19 protein-coding genes are annotated in these 21,130 nt (G+C 70.6%); 2 read left to right on the forward strand and 17 right to left on the reverse strand.

From position 1 onward, the window contains the following. Positions 1-4: 4 nt before the first annotated feature. Together SM116_RS13500 and SM116_RS13505 are read right to left on the reverse strand one after the other, a co-directional pair. Complete coding sequence (locus SM116_RS13500) at positions 5-337, reverse strand: peptidase (RefSeq protein ID WP_320941493.1); 333 nt, start codon at positions 335-337, stop codon at positions 5-7. Further along, positions 334-1,656, reverse strand: a complete 1,323-nt coding sequence (locus tag SM116_RS13505; RefSeq protein WP_320941494.1) for an inorganic phosphate transporter — start codon at positions 1,654-1,656, stop codon at positions 334-336. Before SM116_RS13505 ends, SM116_RS13500 begins: the two co-directional genes overlap by 4 nt. A gap of 195 nt (positions 1,657-1,851) precedes the next feature. Between SM116_RS13505 and SM116_RS13510 the strand changes: the two genes are divergently transcribed. Continuing rightward, a complete protein-coding gene (locus SM116_RS13510) occupies positions 1,852-3,996 on the forward strand; it encodes a S9 family peptidase (RefSeq protein ID WP_425563258.1) in 2,145 nt (714 codons plus the stop codon). On the opposite strand, the gene SM116_RS13515 is transcribed toward SM116_RS13510, so the two are convergent. From SM116_RS13515 to SM116_RS13585, 15 genes are all read right to left on the reverse strand, one after another. Then, positions 3,983-4,981 (reverse strand): heparan-alpha-glucosaminide N-acetyltransferase domain-containing protein, encoded by a 999-nt coding sequence (locus SM116_RS13515; RefSeq protein WP_320941496.1) that lies wholly within the window; start codon positions 4,979-4,981, stop codon positions 3,983-3,985. The genes SM116_RS13510 and SM116_RS13515 overlap by 14 nt on opposite strands. Before the next feature lie 63 nt (positions 4,982-5,044). Further along, on the reverse strand, positions 5,045-6,073 hold the full coding sequence (locus tag SM116_RS13520; RefSeq protein ID WP_320941497.1) for an ATP-dependent 6-phosphofructokinase: 1,029 nt from the start codon (positions 6,071-6,073) through the stop codon (positions 5,045-5,047). A 94-nt stretch (positions 6,074-6,167) separates the two neighbouring features. After that, positions 6,168-8,330 (reverse strand): DEAD/DEAH box helicase, encoded by a 2,163-nt coding sequence (locus tag SM116_RS13525; protein WP_320941498.1) that lies wholly within the window; start codon positions 8,328-8,330, stop codon positions 6,168-6,170. Between the two features lie 293 nt (positions 8,331-8,623). Continuing rightward, the gene (locus SM116_RS13530; RefSeq protein ID WP_320941499.1) at positions 8,624-10,819 is read right to left on the reverse strand and encodes a heavy metal translocating P-type ATPase; all 2,196 of its coding nucleotides are present in this window, start codon (positions 10,817-10,819) and stop codon (positions 8,624-8,626) included. After that, positions 10,816-11,031, reverse strand: coding sequence for a heavy-metal-associated domain-containing protein (locus SM116_RS13535; protein ID WP_320941500.1), 216 nt, complete (start codon positions 11,029-11,031; stop codon positions 10,816-10,818). The genes SM116_RS13530 and SM116_RS13535 overlap by 4 nt, the downstream gene beginning before the upstream one ends. A gap of 156 nt (positions 11,032-11,187) precedes the next feature. After that, positions 11,188-12,051 carry an aldehyde dehydrogenase family protein gene (locus tag SM116_RS13540; protein WP_320941501.1) on the reverse strand — a complete coding sequence of 288 codons (864 nt, stop codon included), beginning with the start codon at positions 12,049-12,051 and terminating at the stop codon, positions 11,188-11,190. Beyond that, a complete protein-coding gene (locus SM116_RS13545; RefSeq protein WP_320941502.1) occupies positions 12,048-13,487 on the reverse strand; it encodes an aldehyde dehydrogenase family protein in 1,440 nt (479 codons plus the stop codon). The genes SM116_RS13540 and SM116_RS13545 overlap by 4 nt, the downstream gene beginning before the upstream one ends. A gap of 11 nt (positions 13,488-13,498) precedes the next feature. Further along, positions 13,499-14,506 (reverse strand): deoxyribose-phosphate aldolase, encoded by a 1,008-nt coding sequence (gene deoC / locus SM116_RS13550; RefSeq protein WP_320941503.1) that lies wholly within the window; start codon positions 14,504-14,506, stop codon positions 13,499-13,501. Further along, positions 14,503-15,432 carry a sugar-binding transcriptional regulator gene (locus tag SM116_RS13555; protein WP_320941504.1) on the reverse strand — a complete coding sequence of 310 codons (930 nt, stop codon included), beginning with the start codon at positions 15,430-15,432 and terminating at the stop codon, positions 14,503-14,505. The genes deoC and SM116_RS13555 overlap by 4 nt, the downstream gene beginning before the upstream one ends. A gap of 127 nt (positions 15,433-15,559) precedes the next feature. Then, positions 15,560-16,513 (reverse strand): bifunctional riboflavin kinase/FAD synthetase, encoded by a 954-nt coding sequence (locus SM116_RS13560; RefSeq protein WP_320941505.1) that lies wholly within the window; start codon positions 16,511-16,513, stop codon positions 15,560-15,562. Beyond that, the gene (locus SM116_RS13565; protein WP_425563253.1) at positions 16,510-17,010 is read right to left on the reverse strand and encodes a hypothetical protein; all 501 of its coding nucleotides are present in this window, start codon (positions 17,008-17,010) and stop codon (positions 16,510-16,512) included. The genes SM116_RS13560 and SM116_RS13565 overlap by 4 nt, the downstream gene beginning before the upstream one ends. Before the next feature lie 43 nt (positions 17,011-17,053). Further along, positions 17,054-17,422, reverse strand: a complete 369-nt coding sequence (locus SM116_RS13570; protein ID WP_320941506.1) for a hypothetical protein — start codon at positions 17,420-17,422, stop codon at positions 17,054-17,056. Beyond that, positions 17,419-18,318 (reverse strand): tRNA pseudouridine(55) synthase TruB, encoded by a 900-nt coding sequence (truB, locus tag SM116_RS13575; RefSeq protein WP_320941507.1) that lies wholly within the window; start codon positions 18,316-18,318, stop codon positions 17,419-17,421. The genes SM116_RS13570 and truB overlap by 4 nt, the downstream gene beginning before the upstream one ends. Beyond that, positions 18,318-18,989 (reverse strand): nucleoside/nucleotide kinase family protein, encoded by a 672-nt coding sequence (locus tag SM116_RS13580; RefSeq protein ID WP_320941508.1) that lies wholly within the window; start codon positions 18,987-18,989, stop codon positions 18,318-18,320. Before SM116_RS13580 ends, truB begins: the two co-directional genes overlap by 1 nt. 136 nt (positions 18,990-19,125) lie before the next feature. Then, positions 19,126-19,935 carry an endonuclease domain-containing protein gene (locus SM116_RS13585; RefSeq protein ID WP_320941509.1) on the reverse strand — a complete coding sequence of 270 codons (810 nt, stop codon included), beginning with the start codon at positions 19,933-19,935 and terminating at the stop codon, positions 19,126-19,128. A 329-nt stretch (positions 19,936-20,264) separates the two neighbouring features. Here SM116_RS13585 and SM116_RS13590 point away from each other — a divergent pair, with 329 nt between their 5' ends. After that, the gene (locus SM116_RS13590) at positions 20,265-21,125 is read left to right on the forward strand and encodes an HhH-GPD family protein (RefSeq protein WP_320941510.1); all 861 of its coding nucleotides are present in this window, start codon (positions 20,265-20,267) and stop codon (positions 21,123-21,125) included. The last annotated feature ends 5 nt before the right edge of the window (positions 21,126-21,130 follow it).

The following is a 21,130-nucleotide window of genomic DNA, read 5'->3' on the forward strand; positions in this document are numbered from 1 at the left end:
CTCGTTACTGGATGACGATGAGGATGAGGCCGCCGAGGACCGCGAGCCCGCAGAGGGCGAACGAGATGTAGGCCCCGATGCGGGCGACCAGCTTCTGGCCGTCGGTGAGCGGGCTCTTCTTCGCCGCCCTCGCCGCGGCCTTGGCCGCCTTGGCGCGCTCCTTCTCGGAGATGATCGCGATGGCGTCGGTGAACTCGGCCGGCGCGACGACCGGAACCTTGCCGCCGCGCACGAGCAGCCGAACGGCGATCGCGTAGAAGCCGACGACGAGGAGCGCCCCGGTGAGGGCGACGACGAACACCTGGAGGAAGGAGATCCAGTCGATCGTGACGGTCACTTCTTGGCCTCCGAATCGGAGCGGTCGCCGGAGTTCTTGTTCGCCTGCGCCTCGGCCTTGGTCTGCGCCTTGCGCTTGGCGCGCTCCCGCGACTCCACGGCCGCGCGGCGACGCGCCTCCTCGCGCATGATCGCGCGCTGGCGCCGGGTGGGCGGCGGGTTCTTCTTGACCTTGACCGCGAGACCGGAGTCCGCGACCTCGCTCATCGCGTTTGCCGCGGTGACCGCGTTGCGACGCGAGCGCAGGTAGATCAACAGGACGGCGGCAACCGCGAGCACGGTGTCGACGGCGATACCCCAGGGCCCGAGCCACACGATGATGAGCGCTGCGACGCCGGACACGGCGGCGGAGGCCGGCAGCGTCAGGAGCCAGCCGACGCCGATGCGCCCTGCCGTGCGCCAGCGCACCTTCGATCCACGACGGCCCAGCCCCGAGCCGATGACCGAGCCCGAGGCGACCTGCGTCGTCGAGAGCGCGAAGCCGAGCGCGCTCGAGGAGAGGATCGTCGCCGCCGTCGACGTCTCGGCCGCGAAGCCCTGCGCGGGCTTGATCTCGGTCAGGCCCTTGCCGAGGGTGCGGATGATGCGCCAGCCGCCGACGTAGGTGCCGAGGGCGATCGTCGCCGCGCACGCGAAGATGACCCACGTCTGCGGCTCGGTGTCGGAGGCGCTCTGCCATCCCGCGATCACGAGGGTGAGCGTGATGACGCCCATCGTCTTCTGGGCGTCGTTCGTGCCGTGGGCCAGTGCGACGAGCGACGACGAGAAGATCTGGCCCCAGCGGAACCCGTCGCGGCCGTCGGGCTTGCCGTCGTAGCGGCGCGTGATGGCGTAGCCGAGGCGCGTGGCGAGGAAGGCGATGAGTCCGGCCGTGATCGGCGAGATGATCGCGGGGAGGATGACCTTGCTGAGCACCACTCCGTAATTGATGGCGGTCCAGCTGTAGCCGACGATCACGGCGCCGATGAGGCCGCCGAACAGGGCGTGCGACGAGCTCGACGGCAGGCCGAGGAGCCAGGTCAGCATGTTCCAGGTGATCGCGCCGATCAGGCCGGCGAAGATCAGCGACAGGAACAGGTCCGAGTTGATCGCCTGTTCGTTGTTGATGATGCCGTGCGAGATGGTCTGCGAGACCTGCGTCGACAGGAAGGCGCCCACCAGGTTCAGGCAGGCTGCGATGAGCACCGCCACCTTGGGTTTGAGGGCTCCGGTCGCGATCGGGGTCGCCATCGCGTTGGCGGTGTCGTGGAAGCCGTTCGTGAAGTCGAAGAAGAGCGAAAGCGCGATGACCAGAACGACGAGCAGTACGGCGGTCTCCACCGGTCCCTTTCGTTGACAGGGAGGATCAGGACGGCCGATCGCGCCGGCACGGTGATGCCGGGGATCGACGGTGCGAACGAAGAGTTCACGGTGGCTTAAGCTTCCGGTAACCGGGCCACGTGAATGATACAGCCTCAAACCCTGGGAACACTCAGGCTCGGATAGCGTGAGACGGTGACCGAGCACGCCGCATCCATCCCCGCATCCGAGACCGCCGAGGCCGCTGTCGCCCAGCCGCCTGTCGCCGCGCGCCGGCCGGTGGTCCGCAGCTTCCACGGCGACGAGGTGGTGGACCCGTACGAGTGGCTGCGCGCGAAGGACGATCCCGAGGTCATCGCGCACCTCGAGGCGGAGAACGCGTACACACAGGCGCGCACATCCCACCTCGAGCCGCTCCGCGAGCGCATCTTCCAGGAGATCAAGAGCCGCACGCAGGAGACCGACCTCTCCGTGCCGTCGCGCCGCGGCGAGTGGTGGTACTACGGCCGCACCATCGAGGGCAAGCAGTACGGCATCCAGTGCCGCGCCCCCCTCGCCTCCCCCGAGGACTGGACGCCGCCGTCGCTGACGCCGGATGTCGAGGTGCCCGGCGAGCAGGTGCTGCTGGACGCGAACGTCGAGGCGGACGGCCACGAGTTCTTCTCGCTCGGCAGCTTCGAGGTCTCCGACGACGGGACGCTCATGCTCTACGGCGTGGATCTCGAGGGCGACGAGCGGTACCTGCTGCGCGTGCGCGACCTTGCATCCGGTGCCGACCTCCCCGACGAGATCCCGGGCACGTTCGCGGGTGCGACCTTCTCCCCCGACGGACGCTTCATCGTGTACTCGACCGTCGACGACGCGTGGCGTCCGGACACCGTCTGGCTGCACGAGCTCGGCACCCCGGTCGCCGACGACGTCCAGCTCTTCCACGAGCCCGACGAGCGGTACTGGGTGGGCGCCGGCTTCACGCGCAGCGAGCGCTACCTCGTCATCGAGGTGGGGTCGTCGATCACGTCGGAGGAATGGCTCGTGGATGTCGCGGACCTCCGCGCCGAGCCGCGCGTCGTCTGGCCGCGCCGCGAGGGCGTCGAGTACGAGACATCCCACGCGGTCGTCGACGGCGAGGACGTGCTGTACGTCCTGCACAACGACGGCGCGCTCGATTTCGAGCTCGTGCGGGTCGCGGCGGCTGATCCGCTCGGCGCGCGCGAGACCGTCATCCCCCATCGCCCCGGCGTGCGCCTGCTCGGCGTCTCGTGCTTCCGGGACTGGGGTGTGATCGGCTATCGCCGCGAGGGCCTCGCGCGCCTCGGGCTGCTGTCCTACGCCGAGGGCTCCGTCGATGAGATCAGCTTCGACGAGCCGCTGTACTCGGTCGGCACCGCCGGCAACCCGGAGTGGGCGCCGCCGATGCTGCGCATCGCCTACGGCTCGTTCGTCACGCCGTCGACCGTCGCCGACCTCGAGATCGCGACGCGCGAGTTGCTCGTGCGCAAGCAGCAGCCGGTGCTGGGCGGCTACGAGCCCGACGACTACGCGCAGGAGCGCGTGTGGGCGGCCGCTGCGGACGGCACGCAGGTGCCGATCTCGGTCGTCTACAAGCGGTCGTTCGGTCGGCTCGGCGAGTCGCCGCGCCCGCTGCACCTCTACGGCTACGGGTCGTACGAGCACTCCATCGACCCCGGCCTGTCGATCGCGCGCCTGTCCGAGCTCGATCGCGGCGTCGTGTTCGCGGTCGCTCACGTCCGCGGCGGCGGCGAGATGGGCCGCGCCTGGTACGAGAACGGCAAGATGCTGCACAAGCGCAACACCTTCACCGATTTCGTGGATGCGGCGCGCCACCTGGTGTCGATCGGGTACACGTCGCCGGACCGGATGGTCGCGGAGGGCGGCTCGGCCGGCGGCCTGCTGATGGGCGCGGTCGCGAACCTCGCCCCGGAGCTCTTCGCGGGCATCCTCGCAGACGTCCCCTTCGTCGACGCCCTGACCTCGATCCTCGACCCCTCGCTGCCGCTCACGGTCATCGAGTGGGATGAGTGGGGCGACCCGCTGCACGACGCCGACGTCTACGCGTACATGAAGTCGTACACGCCGTACGAGAACGTGCGGTCGGATGTCGAGTACCCGCGGATCCTCGCGGTGACCTCGCTCAACGACACGCGGGTGCTGTACGTCGAGCCGGCGAAATGGGTCGCGCGGCTGCGCGAGGCGGGCGCCGACGTTCTGCTCAAATGCGAGATGGTCGCCGGCCACGGTGGCGTGAGCGGCCGGTACAACGCGTGGCGCGAGCGTGCGTTCGAGCTGGCCTGGCTCTTCGACGTCCTCGGGGTCGCCGAGCCCGGAGTCACAGCCGGATGATCTGACCCGAGCGGTGCAGCCACCACGCGACCCAGGACAGCAGTCCCAGGATCGCGGCGAGCTGCAGCGCCATCAGCCACACGGATGCGTCGACGTACCACCACCTGACCGCGGGCAGCGTCACCAGTCCGAGGAGGATGAGGTGCAGCAGGTAGAGCAGCAGCGCGTTCTCGCCCCACCACGCCAGGTATCCCGCTCGCGGCGGCAGCACTCGCGAGAGCAGGTCGAAGATGAGGAATCCGATCGCTGCGATGGCCAGGGTGAGGAGCATGTAGCTCAGGGAGACCCTGGTCTTGCTCACCGGAACGATGACCGCCGACAGCAGCGCCACGACCGTGATCGTGCCGCAGCACCACACCAGAGCGGGGATTCCTCGCCGCCACGCGTCGGCCACGGCTGTGGTCAGGATCAGCAGCCCACCCCAGGAGAGCGCCCCGATCAGCCCGCCCTGGACCACTCCGCGCACGACCGCAAGCGGGATCGAACCCAGGAGAAGCTGATAGCCGATCAGCAGTCCGGCCCCGATCCCGAAGCGCCAGACCATGTTGAGGCGGATGAACGGCAGGGTGATGAGCCCCGCAGCCCCGAGCGCCTGCAGGACCCCCCAGGACGCCGGCTGGTCGGCGACCTGGGTTCCGCCGGCCGCGAGGATCGCCCCGATGCCGATGAGGGCGAGATACCGCAGCACGAAATGCCGGTATGCACCGGGCAGTCCGCTCACCGCGCGCCTGCGGAACGACTCGCCGTAGCTGAGACCCATCGCGAACACGAAGCACGGCGCGCCCACGTCGATGATCGTGAGGCCGACATCGGGCGCATGCTTGAGCGGGGGAGGCACCGAGACGATCCCGGCCAGGTAGTTTCCGACGACCATCAGCAGCACCAGGGTGCCGCGGAAGCGGTCGATCGAGAGCACACGACCGGCGCCCACGGATCCCGAAGGGGAAGCAGGCGTCGTCGCCGACACGCCGCCCGACTGCGACATGCCCCAACGGTACTCCCGGGCCGTCCCGAGCGGTGTGAGGGCCGCGCGGCGCGCTGCGGACGATCAGCCGAAGAGGGCGGCGGCCTCCTCATAGCGCGGCAGCGGCACGGTGTTGAGCTCGCCCAGGGCCTCGGCGAAGGGCACGCGCACGATGGCCGTCCCGCGCATCGCGACCATCTGGCCCCACGCGCCGTCGACGACGGCGTCCGCGGCCTGCAGGCCGAGGCGCGTGGCGAGCACGCGGTCGAAGCCCGACGGGGATCCGCCGCGCTGGATGTGGCCGAGCACGGTCGCACGGGTCTCGATACCGGTGATCCGCTCGATCTCCGGTGCGAGCACCTCGCTGATGCCGCCGAGGCGAGGACGGTTGAAGGCATCCAGGCCCTTGTCGCTGTACGCCTCTTCCATGCCCTTGAGCGTGAAGCCCTCGGAGACGACGACCATCGGCGCACGGCCGCGGTCGTGGGCTCGCGAGACGAGCTCGCAGATCTCGTCGATCGACATCGGCACCTCGGGGATGCAGATCACATGGGCCCCCGCGGCCATCCCGGAGTGCAGGGCGATCCAGCCGACGTGCCGTCCCATGACCTCGGCGACCATGCACCGCTGGTGCGAGTCGCCGGTCGTGCGCAGGCGGTCCATGGCCTCCGTCGCGATGTTCACGGCGGTGTCGAAGCCGAAGGAGTAGTCCGTCGCGCGCAGGTCGTTGTCGATCGTCTTCGGCACGCCCAGCACGTTGATGCCGTCGTTGTACAGACGGTTCGCGGCCGCCAGCGTGCCCTCGCCGCCGATCGCGATGATGCCGTCGATGCCGTGGCGCGCCAGCGTCTTCGCGATGTTCTCCGAGCCTCCGCGCGGACCCTCGTAGGGGTTGGTGCGGCTCGTGCCGAGGATCGTGCCGCCGACCTTCGACAGCCCCTTCACCTCGTGCCGGGTGAGCGGGAAGAAGTCCGCGTCGACGACGCCGCGCCATCCGTCACGGATGCCGACGAACTCGATGTCGTAGGCGGTGGTGCCCTTGAGCACCACGCCGCGGATCACCGCGTTGAGGCCGGGGCAGTCGCCACCGCTTGTCAGGATGCCGATCTTCATGTGTCGTCCCGCGGGGTGTGAGGGGAGGGGGAACTGGCGACGCTGCCTCGATCAGTATGCCGGATACGACCGCGGCGACGAACTCCCCGCCCGGTCACGCCCCGAGCGCCTGGCGCAGCAGGTGCATGAGAGCGGACATCTGCACCGAGTCGCTCGACTGCGGGTCGACCGCCTCGCCGTCCAGGGCGCGCGCCGCGAGCCCCTGCTTCGAGTCGATCAGCTCGGCGATCTTCGTGTCGATCGTGTGCGCCGCGATGATGCGCCATGCCGTGACCGGCTCGTCCTGGCCGATGCGGTGCACGCGGTCGATCGCCTGCGTCTGCTCGGCGGCCGTCCACGACAGCTCGGACAGCACGACGTTCGACGAGGCCTGCATGTTCACGCCGACGCCGGCCGCCGTGAGCGAGCAGACCGCCACCGCCACAGCCGGGTCGTTGTTGAACGCGTCGACGGCCTGCTGGCGCGCCTGCGCCGTCTGGTCGCCGCGCAGCGAGACCGTGCGCAGACCGGCTGCGGCGAAGTGGGCCTCCGCAGCATCCATCACGTCGATGTGCTTCGCGAAGAACACGACCTTGCCGACCGAACGCTGCAGCTGCACGGCGTAGTCGGCCGCGAGCAGCGCCTTGGCCTGGCCGATGCGGCGAACCATCGTGAAGACGTTCTCGCTGCCTGCCGGGGCCGCCTTGGCGTCCTCGAGCTCGCCGTGGGCGACGAGGCGCACGATGTCCTCGTCGATCTCGCCCGGCTCCAGGGCACGGTGGCTGCGCGACTCGACGATGCGGCGGTACTTCTCCGCGAGGCGGGCCCCGAGCTCGCGCTCGGCCTGCCGGATCGACCGGCCGTAGTCGTCGTCGAGCTCGACGGGCAGGTCGGCGATGAGCTTGTCGGGCAGGTCCTTCGCGACATCCGTCTTGCGGCGGCGCACGATGCCCATCGAGATGACCGCCTCACGGGCCTCCGGGTAGAAGGACTTGTCGGCCGGGGTCAGGCCCGTGGCATCCAGTCGCTCCATCAGCAGCGGACCCGGCTTCTCGCCGTTCGTCCAGCCCAGGAAGCGCCAGATCGCGTCGAAGTCCTCGACGTCGTTGATGAGCGGCGTGCCGGTGAGCGCGAGCAGCAGCGGGTTGCGCACCTGCTCCCGGATGCGCGCCGCGAGCGCCAGCACGTTCTGCGAGCGCTGCGACGTGAGGTTCTTGATGAAGTGCGCCTCATCGACGACCATGCCCTTCAGGCCGATCGAGCCGAGCCACGACAGGTGGCGGTCGAGCACTTCGTAGTTGACGATGAAGATGTCGGCGAACGCGTCGATGGCGTCGCCGTCGCCGTGGATGACCGTCGCGCGGCGCTGCGGCGTCCACCGCTCGACCTCGCGAGCCCAGTTCATCTTCACGACGTTCGGGACGACCGCGAGCAGCGGATACGCGTCGGCGACGGATGCGGCGAGCACCGACTCCGCCGTCTTGCCCAGGCCCGGCTCGTCCGCGAGGAGGAAGGAGCGGTGTCCGGCGCGCACGGCCTCGAGGAAGCGCGACTGGTGCGGCATGACCTCGAGCCCCTTGGGCGAGAGGCGGTCGAACTCGGGAACCGGCGGGAGCTCCATGGTGGCCGAGCCGCCACCGGCGCCGGTCTCGAACGCCTTGTAGAGCGGACCCATGAGTTCCCAGCCGTCGAGGCGGCGGCGCGCACTCGACACCGGCGCGCGCAGCTCGAGGTCGGGGGCGAGGAACGGGTTCGCGTCGCGGCGAGCCTCGACCTGCGGCGGCACGACCTGGCGCTCGGCGAGGGCGGCGGGCACGACGGGTGCGACGGCCGGTGCGACGTCGGTGATGATCAACTCGTCCGGCGGGAGCTCTGCACCCGACTCGAGCAGCCAGTCCCGGCGCATGCGCTTGGCGACCGGCGACGTGGCCTGGTCGACCTCGAGCAGCTGGATGAGCGACGTGTCGCGCGCCGCGGTCTTCGCGAGGATCGTGGCGACGCCGTCGAGGCGCTTGAGCAGCTCGGCGCGCACGGCATCCGTGATCTCGGTGTCGGCCTTCACCCGCGCACGCTCCTCGCGCACGAGGAACGCGATCACCTGGAACTTGACCCGGTTGGTCGGCCCCAGCTTGCCCCGCTGGGCCTTGGCCTCGACCTCCCGCACCTTGCGGGCGAGGATCGGGATGATCGGTGCGTCCTCATCGCGGCGTGCGGATGACGGGCGGCGACGGCGCTGCTGCGTCCTGACGTTCTGAACGTCGGTTGCCGTAGTCGGCATGCTCCTCCTGAGCGTGAATGCCGGGAGACGACCCGGCGGCGACGGGTTCCACGAGAACCTGCCCGATGTGCACTGCGTCGTTCGGCTCGAGAACCGTGGCGGCTCGGGACACCGAGGGCGACGCGAAGCGGGAACAATGCACTGCGCGGTGCAAGTCGATTGCACGGGCACCGACTGCGCTGTACAGCGAATGACGACCGTCACCGACCCGCTTCTGCGGAACGACGACGGGAAACCCCAGCGCTTATTCTATGCCCATCCCGCGCGTCCATGCCCGCGCACGCCGAGAGCGCTCAGGATGCTCGGCGCAGCCGCAGGCTGTTGAGCACCACGAAGACGCTCGAGAACGCCATCGCCGCCGCAGCGATCATGGGGTTGAGCAGGCCGAACGCGGCGAGCGGCAGCGCGGCCGCGTTGTACGCGAACGCCCAGAACAGGTTGCCCCGGATGATGCGCATCGTCCGGCGGCTGACCCGCAGCGCGGTGTCGACCTGCCCGAGACCCTCGCGCATGAGGGTGATGTCGCTCGCGTGCATCGCGGCGTCCGTCCCGCCGCCCATCGCGATGCCGAGGTCGGCCGTGGCGAGGGCGGCGGCGTCGTTGACACCGTCGCCGACCATGGCGACGCGGTGGCCGGCCGCCTGCAGCCGTGCGATCTCGTCGACTTTGCCCTCGGGCAGCACGCCAGCCACGACCCTGTCGATGCCCACCTCTGCGGCCACCGCCTGCGCCACAGACGCGTTGTCGCCGGTGAGGAGGACGACATCCACACCCAGTCCGCGGACCGAGGCGACGACCTCGGCGCTGTCCGCGCGCACGGCGTCCGCGACCGCGAACACCGCGGTCGCCTGCCCGTTCCAGCCGGCGACGACGACCGTGCCGTGGGCCTCCCCCGCCGCGATGGCGGCGGCGAGCGACGGCGCGACGACCGCGCCCTGCTCGGTGGCGAAGGCCGGGCGCCCCGCGAAGACCGCGACGCCGTCCACGGTTCCCGTGACGCCGCGACCCGCGCGGCTGCGGAACTCCTCGACGACCGCCGAGCCCACGCGGGCCGTCGCGATCGCCCGCGCGACGGGGTGCTCGCTGTGGGCCTCGAGGGCGCCGACGACCCGCAGGGCCTCGTCGCGGCTCGTGCCGTCGACCGTCACGGCCGCGAGCGCCATTCGCCCCTCGGTGACGGTCCCCGTCTTGTCGAGGACGACGGTGTCGATCCGCTCAGCCTGCTCGAGAGCCTCCGGTCCCGTGATCAGGATGCCCAGCTGGGCGGCCCGGCCCGTGCCGACGAGGATGGCGATGGGCGTCGCGAGTCCGAGCGCGCAGGGGCAGGCGATGATGAGCACCGCGACGGCCGCCGTGAAGCCTGCGGCGACCGGCTGCCCTGCGACGATCCACCCGACGAGCGTCACGACGGACAACCCGACCACCACGGGCACGAACACCGCGGAGATCCGGTCGGCGAGCCGCTGGACGCGGCTCTTGCCGGTCTGCGCGTCCTCGACGAGCCGCGCGATGCGGGCCAGGCGCGTGTCCGCGCCGACGGAGGTCGCGCGGACGACGAGCCGGCCGTCGGTCGCGATCGTCCCGCCGGTCACGGAGGTGCCGGCTTCGACATCCACCGGCACCGCCTCGCCGGTCAGCATGCTCTCGTCGACCGACGCCGTGCCGTCCACGACGACTCCGTCCGTCGCGACCTTGGCGCCCGGACGCACGATGAACTCGTCGCCCACGCGGAGGTCGTCGATCGGGATGCTGCGCCCCTCCGCGAGCTCGACGTCCGTCGCTCCGAGGCTCAAGAGCGCGCGCAGCGCTCCCCCGGCCCGGCGCTTGGACCGCTGTTCGATGACGCGGCCGAGGAGCAGGAAGACGGTCACCACCGATGCGACCTCGAAGTAGACCATCGAGGTCGCGGCATCCCCGTCGCCCTGTCTCATGCCGGCTGCGTCGGCCGTGCCGAAGACCAGCGCCCAGACACTCCAGAGGTAGGCCGCCATCGTGCCGATGGTCACCAGCGTGTCCATCGTCATCGCGCCGTGGCGCGCGTTCGCCAGAGTGGCCCTGTGGAACGGCCAGCCGCCCCACAGCACGATGGGCGTCGCGAGGGCGAACGATGCCCATGCCCAGCCCGGGAACTGCCACGCCGGCACCATCGCGAGCAGCACGACGGGCACGGCGAGCGCGGCGCTGACCAGGAGGCGCGCGCGCAACGGGGTGGACGCGTCATGGACGTGCGCCCCGTGAGCCGCCTCGTGCTCGCCTCCGTGAACCGTGTGCGGCGTGCGCACGCGGGCGTCGTAGCCCGCCTCTCGCACCGCCTGCACCAAGCGCTCGCCGTCGACATGCGCCGGGTAGCTCACCTTGGCGGACTCGGTGGCGAGGTTCACCTCGGCGGTGACCCCCTCGACACTCTGCAGCCGCTTCTCGACCCGCGCGACGCAGCTCGCGCACGTCATGCCCGCGATGTCGAGGGTCGCCTCGCGGACGTCGGTCACGATGGCCGTCCGGCCAGCGTGTACCCCGCCTCGGCGACGGCCGCGGCGACGGCGGACTCGGCGATCGGCTGCGCGGCCGTGACGCTGACGATGCGGCTCTGCAGGTCGACGGCGACGTCGGTGACACCGGCGACGGCGCTCACCTCGCGCGTCACACTCGCTGCGCAGTGGCCGCAGGACATCCCATCCACGATGAAGCTCTCGATGGTCATATCGTTCCCCTTCCGAACGGTCACGTGCAGCAACCAGCATACCCCCCTGGGGTATTCCCCAGGGGGTGGTGCACTGCGCGAGGTGGCCGCGGTCGTGCCCGGCGGCTACCCGATCGAGGACATCGCCCGCACTCCGTCAACCTGCCGTGACGACGGTCACACCATGCTCTTGGGGTGCCACACCGTCTTGATCTCGGTCAGCGACGTGATCCGCTGGAGGCTCGGGGGCGCAGCATCCTTCCCGCCCTGCGGCGGGATGATGCGGGTCAGGGTGTCCGCGGCGGCGATCTGCAGGTCGACCCAGTCGAGCTCCCCGGCGCCGGTGAGATCCAGAGCGCGGACGTCGGGATGCGAGGCCAGCCACGGCGCGAGCTCGGCCGCGGATCCCGTGAGGACGTTCACGACGCCGCCCGGCACGTCGCTCGTCGCGAGCACCTCGGCCAGGCTGATCGCCGAGAGCGGGAACCGCTCGCTCGCGATCACGACGACCGTGTTGCCCGACACGAGCGCCGGAGCGACCACCGAGACGAAGCCGAGGAGTGCCGAGTCCTGCGGCGCGACGATTCCGACGACGCCGGTCGGCTCGGGCACCGAGATGTTGAAGTACGGGCCGGCGACCGGGTTGGCGTTGCCGGCGACCTGGGCGAACTTGTCGGTCCACCCGGCGTACCAGACCCACCGGTCGATGGCCTCGTCGACCTCGGCGCGGGCCTCCGCGACCGTGGCGCCGGTCTGCGCCGTGATCTCGTCGACGAACTGCGCTCTGCGGCCCTCGAGGATCTCCGCGACGCGGTAGAGCACCTGGCCGCGGTTGTACGCCGTGGCTCCCGCCCAGCCCTTGCCCGCGGCGACCGCGGCCGACACCGCATCCCGCGCGTCCTTGCGGGACGCCTTCGCCGCATTGGCGAGGAAGCCGCCATCCGGAGTGGCGACCGCGAAGGTGCGTCCCGACTCGCTGCGCGGGAACGCCCCGCCGATGAAGAGCTTGTAGGTCTTCGGAACCGTCAGCCGCGTGCTCACGCCGCCCCCTTCAGGTAGGCGAGAAGGCCCTGGCGGCCACCCTCGCGACCATAGCCCGACTCCTTGTAGCCCCCGAAGGGGCTCGTGGGGTCGAACCTGTTGAACGTGTTGGCCCACACGACGCCGGCGCGCAGGCGGTCGGCGACCGCGAGGATGCGGCTGCCCTTGTCGGTCCAGATGCCGGCGGACAGGCCGTACGGCGTGTTGTTGGCCTTCTCGATCGCCTCCGCGGGTGTGCGGAACGTCAGCACCGAGAGGACCGGCCCGAAGACCTCGTCGCGGGCGATGCGGTGGCTCGTCTGCACGTTCGTGAAGATCGTCGGTGCGAACCAGAAGCCGCGATCCGGGATGACGCAGTCCGCCGTCCAGCGCTCGGCACCCTCCTGCTCGCCGATGTCGCTGAGCTCGCGGATGCGCTGGAGCTGCTCGGCGGAGTTGATCGCGCCGATGTCGGTGTTCTTGTCGAGCGGGTCGCCCAGCCGCAGCGTCGACAGCCGGTTCTTGAGGCGGTCCATGACCTCGTCGTGGATCGACTCCTGCACGAGCAGGCGGCTGCCCGCACAGCACACGTGGCCCTGGTTGAAGAAGATGCCGTTGACGATGCCCTCGACGGCCTGATCGATCGGCGCGTCGTCGAACACGATGTTCGCGGCCTTGCCGCCGAGCTCGAGGGTGAGGCTCTTGCCGCTGCCGGCCACCGACTTGGCGATCGCGCGGCCGACGGCGGTCGAGCCGGTGAAGGCGACCTTGTTCACGTCGGGATGCGCGACCACCGCGGCGCCCGTCGCACCCGCGCCGGTCACGATGTTCACGACGCCGGCGGGCAGATCGGCCTGCTGCAGGATCTCGGCGAAGATGAGCGCCGACAGCGGCGTCGTCTCGGCCGGCTTGAGCACGACGGTGTTCCCCGCCGCGAGCGCCGGAGCGACCTTCCACGCGAGCATCAGCAGCGGGAAGTTCCACGGGATCACCTGACCGGCGACACCGTGCGCGCGCGGGTTCGCGCCCAGCCCGGCGTAGTCGAGCTTGTCGGCCCAGCCGGCGTAGGAGAAGAACCAGGCGGCGACCAGCGGCACGTCGACGTCACGGCTCTCCTTGATGGGCTTGCCGTTGTCGAGGCTCTCCGCGACCGCCAGCTCGCGGGCGCGCTCCTGGACGAGCCGCGCGATGCGATAGAGGTACTTGCCGCGCTCGCGCCCGCTCATCTTCGACCACACCTTGTCGTAGGCCCGGCGGGCGGCCGCGACCGCCGCATCCACATCCGCCTCCGACGCCTCGGCCACCGTCGCGATGTGCGACTCGTCGGCGGGCGAGATCGTCGCGAACGTCCCGCCGCTGCCCTCGCGGAACTCGCCGTCGATGAACAGGCCGTAGTCGTCGCGCAGGTTCAGGATGGCGCGCGACTCGGGAGCCGGCGCGTATTCGAGAAAGCTCATGCTGTCCGTCCTCAATCGATCGTCACGTAGTCGGCGCCGGCGTAGTGGCCGGTCGCGAGCTTCTGCCGCTGGCGCAGCACGTCGTTGAGCAGGCTCGAGGCGCCGAATCGGAACAGGTGCGGCTGCAGCCACTCCTCGCCGACGGTCTCGGCCACCGTCACCAGGTACTTGATGGCGTCCTTCGACGTGCGGATGCCGCCCGCCGGCTTCACGCCGATGCGCTCACCGGTGAGCCGGTGCCAGTCGCGCACCACTTCGAGCATCAGGAGCGTGACCGGCAGCGTCGCTGCCGGCGAGACCTTGCCGGTGGAGGTCTTGATGAAGTCGCCCCCCGCGAGGATCGCGAGCCACGACGCGCGCTTGACGTTGTCGTACGTGTTGAGCTCACCCGTCTCGAGGATGACCTTGAGGGATGCATACGTCCCGTCGGCGCGGCGGCAGGCCTGCTTGACGCGCGCGATCTGCTCGAACACCAGGTGATAGCGCCCGGCGAGGAACGCCCCGCGGTCGATGACCATGTCGATCTCATCCGCTCCGTCGGCGACGGCCTCGGCCGTGTCCGCCAGTTTGATGTCGAGGGATGCTCGTCCGCTCGGGAATGCCGTCGCGACAGCGGCCACACTCACGAGGCCGTCGTCGGGGTCGCCGTGCGCGGCTCCCAGTGCCTCGATCGCGGAGGGCACCATGTCGCCGTAGACGCAGACGGCCGCCACCCGCGGGCAGGTCGGGTCGCCGGCATCCGGGGTCAGCGCCTTCGCGACGAGCGACCGCACCTTGCCCGGCGTGTCCGCGCCCTCGAGGGTCGTCAAGTCGATGAGCGAGATGATCTTGTCGAGCGCCCACGCCTTGGAGGTGGTCTTGATCGAGCGGGTGCCGAGGGATGCGGCACGCTGCTCGAGGCCCACGGCATCCACTCCCGGAAGCCCGTGCAGGAACCGGCGCAGGGTCGCATCGTCGGGCTCTCCGCCGAGGAGCTCGAGCGCGCGCTCCTCCGACCTCTGGATCTCCGTCGAACTCATGAATCCTCCAGCATTGCTCGGGCTGTCGCTTCGTCCATCACCGCGATGTTGCACAGGCCGGCCGTGATGACCGTCCGTGCGATGTCGTGCTTCGCCGCTCCCGCCGTCACGAAGATCGCGCGGTCGGCGTTCCTCAGGGCGTCGAGCCCGATGCCGACAGTACGCGCATCGAGCTCCGGGTTGACGATGTTCCCGTCCGCGTCGATGTACCGTCCGAGCACGTCGCCGACGGCGCCGCGGCGGGCGAGCTCGGCGATGTCCTCGGCGGTGAGGTAGCCGTTCTCGACGTGCGCGGAGGTCGGGTCGACCGCCCCCGCGGTGAACAGGTAGGTCTGCGCGTGGGCGGCCTGGTCCAGGACGCCGGCGACGACGCGATCGGCCTCGATCGCCCGCTTCGTCTCGACGCGCTCGAGGATGGCCGGGCTGGGAAGCAGCATGGCGTGCCCGTGACCGCGCTGCGCGATGGTGGCGGCGAGGCTCGCGGCATTGCCGGTCCGGCGGTTCGTCGTCACGCCGCCGTTGGTCTGGACCACCGTGACCCCGTTGGCCCATCCGTCCGGCAGCGCTTCGGAGACCGCCGTGAGCGTACGGCCCCAACTCACCGCGAGCGTCCGGGGCACCGGGCGCAGCGACGTGAGATAGTCCGCGGCGGCCTGCGCCACGCGGTCGAGTTCCAGTCCCTCGGGGGCGGGCGCGACGATGGCGGCCTTCAGCCCGAACCGCTCGCACAGCTGCCGCTCCAGCGTGAGCCGGCGCGCGCGGGGATGCACGATCTCGATGCGGACGATGCCCTGCTCCCGGGCCTGCGCGAGCAGGCGGCCGGCCTTCCAGCGGGAGATGCCGAGGAGGGCGCCGATCTCGTCCTGCGTCTTGCCCTCGTCGTAGGCCAGTTCGGCCACGCGCACGGCGAGCAGCTCGTCTTCCACGGCATCCTCCTTCGCCATCCAGCGTAGGACGGGACACCCGAACGCGCACGCGCTTGCTCACATGAGCAGCAGAGGAGCCGACGGATGCGCAGACGCTGGCGGCGTCCGGTGCTCGAGCCTGCCGGCCTCAGCTCAAGGCGGCGCGCACGCGGCCGACATCCTCGGCCATCTGGGCCTTCAACGCCTCGACGCCGCCGAACGCGACCATCCCCCGGATGCGAGAGGTGAACTGCACCTCGACGCTGTGGCCGTAGAGGTCGAGGTCGACCTCGTCGAGGACGTACGCCTCGACCTGGCGCAGGGGCACGTCGTCGAACGTGGGGTTCGTCCCGACGCTGATCGCGGCGGGATACCGCGTGCCTGAGCGCAAACCCTCGGCCTGGTCGATGAGCCAGCCTGCGTACACGCCGTCGGCCGGCACGAAGCCCTCGAGCTCCTGCGACAGGTTCGCAGTCGGATACCCGAGCTCGCGGCCGCGCTTGAGTCCATGGACGACCTCGCCCCACACCGATGGGGCGCGGCCGAGCAGGCGACTCGCCGCCTCCACCTCGCCTGCGGACAGCAGCTCGCGGATCCACGTCGACGACACGCGACGCTCGCCTTCGATCTCCCGGATGTCGTCGACGACGTCGACACGGAACCCGAGCGACGCCCCCATCTGCGTCAGGAGCTGCGGAGTGCCGGCGCCGCCACGCCCGAATCGGAAGTCGCGTCCCACCATGATCGTGACCGCGCCGAGCGCGCCCACGAGGAAGTTCCGGACGAAGTCCTCGGCCGGGATGCCGGCCAGCTTGGCATCGAAGTGCAACACGAGCGTCGCGTCGACCCCGGCCTCGTCGAGCAGGTGCAGCTTCTGCGTGAGGCCCACGAGGTCGTCCGGGCAGATCTCCGGGCGCAGGGTGCGCAGCGGATTCCGGTCGAACGTGACCGCCACGACCCGTGCGCCGCTGGGGGCGGCATCCACGCGCGCACGCTCGATCACCGCGCGGTGGCCGGCGTGCACGCCGTCGAACTTGCCGATCGCGACCACCGACGGCCCGAAGCCCTCCGGGACCTCGGCGGGATCGTGGAAGACGATCATCGCGCCACCGTGCCTGCGGCATCCGTCGATCGCGGACCGTCGTCGCGCGGTGGGTGCTTCACGAGCCACCACATGCCGAGGAACGGAAGCACGAGCGGCACGAACACGTATCCCATGCCGTAGAAGGACCACACGGTCGCTTCGGGGAACAGCTCGGGTCGGATGACGCTCAGCGTGCCGATGGCGAGAACTCCCGCCATCTCGAAGCTGATCGTCACCCAGGCGACGCGGTACCAGACCTTGGAACCGGCGAAGACCAGCGCCAGGGTCGCGACGATGTAGACGACCGCCGAGACCGCGGAGAGCGTGAAGGCGAGCGGTGCCTTGTCGAAGCGCTCGATGATCTGCACGAGCGAGCGGCCGAAGGCGCCGACGGCGAGGATCGCGTAGACGATCACGAGCACGCGGCCCACGCCGGTCATACGTCGGCGACGCGGCTTTCCGGGGACCGACCCGGCGTTCTCGGGGGCAGTCCCTGCAGTGTCGGGGGAAGTCATAGCGCCCACCATCCTAATTCCGCGACGCCGGACGACCGCCCGCTCAGGAGCCCTGCACGGTCCAGATGACCTGCATGCGCCACACCATGACGGCCACCGCGAGCGCGGCGATGCCCATGATCACCGTGCTCCACCGGCTCCGCTCGAGAAGCGCCCACACGACGGCAGCGGGCGGGATCAGCACGGCTGTGACGAGGTAGACCCAGAACTCGAGGAGGCTCCCGGTGGGCGGGTTGCCGGCGAACGGCGCGATGATCGAGATCACGACCTGTGCGATGAGGCCCAGTTCGAGCAGGCCCAGGATGCCGACCGTGAGGTCGCTCGGGCGGCGTCCGGCGAGTCCCAGCACGACGCACAGAAGCCCGCCGAGGGCGGCGATGGCCACCAGGATGTAGGTGAACCACAGGATCATCGGGTCTGCTCCTCGGGCATGTTCATGGCGCTCTTGAGGTCCGCTCCGCGCCTCTCGACGATCCCGACGAGCGCGCCATGCGGGTCGATCGCGGCGGCGGTGCCGCCGGGGATGCGGTCGGCCGCGCCCGCGAGGCGCTTGCCGTGCCTCAAGTCGCGGGCCTCGTCGGCCGTCACCTCGAGCCGGCCGAGCACGGACCCTGCGACGGCGGCGGGCGTGCGCAGCGGGGCCTCGGCGATCGCGTCGACGGATGCGGCGTCCGCCACATCGAACGGTCCGATGCGCGTGCGGCGCAGCGCGGTGAGGTGCCCGCCGACGCCGAGCGAGGCGCCGAGGTCGCGGGCCAGCGCCCGGATGTACGTGCCGCTCGAGCAGTCGACCACGACGTCGAGGTCGACGACTGCTCCGCCGGTCGGCGAGGCGGTCGTGGTGCGCTCGCGCACGACGTCGAACCGCGACACGGTGACATCTCGCGCCTTGAGCTCGACCTCCTCGCCCGCGCGGGCGAGGTCGTAGGCCCGGCGGCCGCCCACCTTGATGGCGGAGACCGTGCTCGGCACCTGCGAAATGCGGCCGGTCAGCGGGGTGATCGCAGCGGCGATCGCGGCGGAGGTCAGGTGCGCGGCATCCGTCGTCGCGGTGATGGCGCCGTCTGCGTCGTCGGAGTCCGTCGCGACCCCGAGCCGGATCGTCGCCTCGTAGGTCTTGTCGAGTCCGACGATGTAGGTCAGCAGGCGGGTCGCCTCGTCGACGCCGAGGATCAGCAGCCCCGTCGCCATGGGGTCGAGCGTGCCCGCGTGCCCGATCTTGCGGGTGCCGAGGGCGCGTCGCGCGCGGGCGACGACGTCGTGCGACGTCACTCCCCCCGGCTTGTCGACGAGCACGATCCCGCCCATCAGGCGACCCGCCTGGGATGCGCGAGATCGGAGTTGTCGATGACGAAGGATGCCGCCTCCCGCGGATGCACCTCGTCGAGGTAGAGCTGCTGGCCGCCGCGCCAGCGCGCGTTGGACGGCGCATCCGGATCCGGGTCTGTGCCGTCGCGGCCGGCCATGCGCGCGTAGGCCGTCTGCCACGGAACCTCGAGCCAGACGACCCTGTCCCAGATGTCGGCGAGGGACGGCCGCTGCAGGAAGATGCCGTCGACGATGAGCACGGCGTCCTGCGGAGCGGTCACCCACCGCGCCTCCACCGGCGCATCCCGCCCCAGGTCGAACGCGGCGAGCTGGAAGCCGGTCGTCCCGGCGGTGTGCGCATCCCGGAACGGGTCGATCAGCACGCGTCGGAGCGTCGCCTCGTCGTACGAGTCGCGGTAGAAGCCCTCCGGGCTGCGGCGCCCCATCGCATAGCGCTCGACGCGCGGACGGTGGAAGTCGTCCATGCTCGCGCGGAACACCGTCGAGCCGTCCTCGCCGAACACGTGCGCGAGGCTGTCCGCGAACATCGTCTTGCCTGAGCCGTCGATGCCGTCTACGCCGACGATGACGCGCCCCGCCGGGAACCAGCGGCGCACCTCGTCGCGCAGAGCCCGCTGCAGCGTGGTGACGGGCGTGGTGGGCAGGCGCATGCATCCAGCCTAGGGTTTGCAGTCGGGCCGGGTCTGTGCGGGTGGGGAGTGTCCCTTTTCGCCGGGAAGCCGGTGATTCGGCGGATGTCGGACCGCCTCGGCCGAAACACCCGATATCCGCCGGATCACCGTCGAGTCAGTGTGATCCGCCCCGACCCCGATCGTGGTGCAGACCTTGAGCGACCGCCCGCATGAGCAGGTCCTGCACCTCGTGCCACCGATCGACGACCTGGTGGTACCCCACGCGGATGACGTGATATCCCATGAGCTTGAGAAGCGCGTCGTGATAGTTGTCGACATCCCGCTGTTCGCCGGCATGGGTGGCGCCGTCGATCTGCAGGACGAGTCGATCCCCGATGAGGAAGTCGACTCGATGATCAGCGATCCACACCTGCGGAACGATCCGTAGCCGAAGGAATCTCAGTCGCGGCGTCACGAACGACTCGAGCCCGGAGTCGGACCACGGCGTGCACTCGTCGCGCAGTCCCCGTGCGGCCGGGCCAAATGACAATCCACGGAGGACCTCTGCGCTGACAAGCCCCTTGTTCAGGGCCGACTCCCAGATGGCGAGTGCCTCGTCATGGGGCAGGCAGTATGCCACCAGCGCCAGCACATTCTCGATCGGGTCGACGAGGGCGTCGGGATGCCGCGGCACCACCGGTCTCGACCAGTGCACGTGGTGTCGCGGCGACCCGGCCGGGGCGCGTCCGTGCGACGTCGTGCCCACATGGACCTTGCCGTCGCTCTGGAGTATCCACAGGCCGAGCCTTCGAGCTTCCGTTATGCACGTCAGAACCACGCCGTCCTCCGCGGCTGCCTCAAGCTGCGGGTCGATGTCAGGGACGGCGAGCCACCCGTGGCCTACGCGCTTCAACTCGCCCGCCTCGACGGCGAGCGCCTGATAGTGCGGGGAATGTCCGGCTGTCCTGAGCGAGCGTGCCCGCATGATCCCACCGGATGCGCGAACGGCATCAGCAACGGCCTCTCGGCGGCGGACCGTGCGTGCGCGCACCCTTCGATAAGCGTGTTCGCGTGAACTCTTCGTCGTCATCCGCCCACTGTCGTCGTGCGGTGCAACCTCGCGCGGCAGCATCCACCGACCAGTGGGTACTCGCGACGGGAAGCCTCGCCGGGAGGAGTCCTCGACCACCCCGTCTGCAATCCGGCGATAATCGGGCCTTTCGCGCCGATACGCCCTATTTCCGCCGGATCACCGCCCGCGGCGGCGGGTTGGCCAGGCCCGGCGCGGGATGCCGTCGTCTTAGGCTGGTCGGCATGCCCGACCTCGCGACGCCGCTCATCGCCTGGTATCGCGAGAATGCGCGCGACCTGCCGTGGCGCCGGCCGGGCTTCAGCCCGTGGGGCACGCTCGTGAGCGAGTTCATGCTCCAGCAGACGCCGGTGAACCGCGTCATCCCGCACCTCGAGGCGTGGCTCGAGCGCTGGCCGCGCCCCGCCGATCTCGCCGACGAGCCGCCCGCGGAGGCCGTGCGGCAGTGGGCGAACCTCGGGTACCCGCGGCGCGCGCTGTGGCTGCACCGCGCCGCCACCGAGATCCGCGACCGGCACGACGGCGAAGTGCCCCGGGACGTCGACGCCCTGCTCGCCCTCACCGGCATCGGCGACTACACCTCGCGCGCGGTGGCCGTCTTCGCGTACGGGGACCGGCATCCCGTCGTCGACACGAACACGCGACGCGTGCTCGCGCGGGCGATCGACGGTGCCGCTCAGCCGGGCCCGCCCTCGAAGGGAGACCTCGCCGCGATGGCGGCGATCCTGCCTGAGGATGACGCCGAGGCGGCGGTCGTCAACGCCGCGACCATGGAGCTCGGCGCGGTCGTCTGCACCGCCCGCACCCCCCGCTGCGCGATCTGCCCGATCGCCCGGCTGTGCGCGTGGCGTCTCGCCGACTACCCGGACACGGGCGACGCGCGCCGCACTCAGGCGAAGTACGAGGGCAGCGACCGGCAGGCGCGCGGCGCCGTGATGAAGGCGCTGCGGGATGCGTCGCCCCTCCCCCTCGCCGACGTGATCGCCGAGTGGCCCGACACGCGGCAGCGCGATCGCGCGATCGACTCGCTCATCGCCGACGGGCTCGCCGAGGCGGCCGACGGGATGCTGCGCCTTCCCGGGTGATGCCG

Source organism: Microbacterium rhizosphaerae, assembly GCF_034120055.1.
In the GTDB taxonomy this organism is placed as follows: Bacteria; Actinomycetota; Actinomycetes; order Actinomycetales; family Microbacteriaceae; genus Microbacterium; species Microbacterium rhizosphaerae.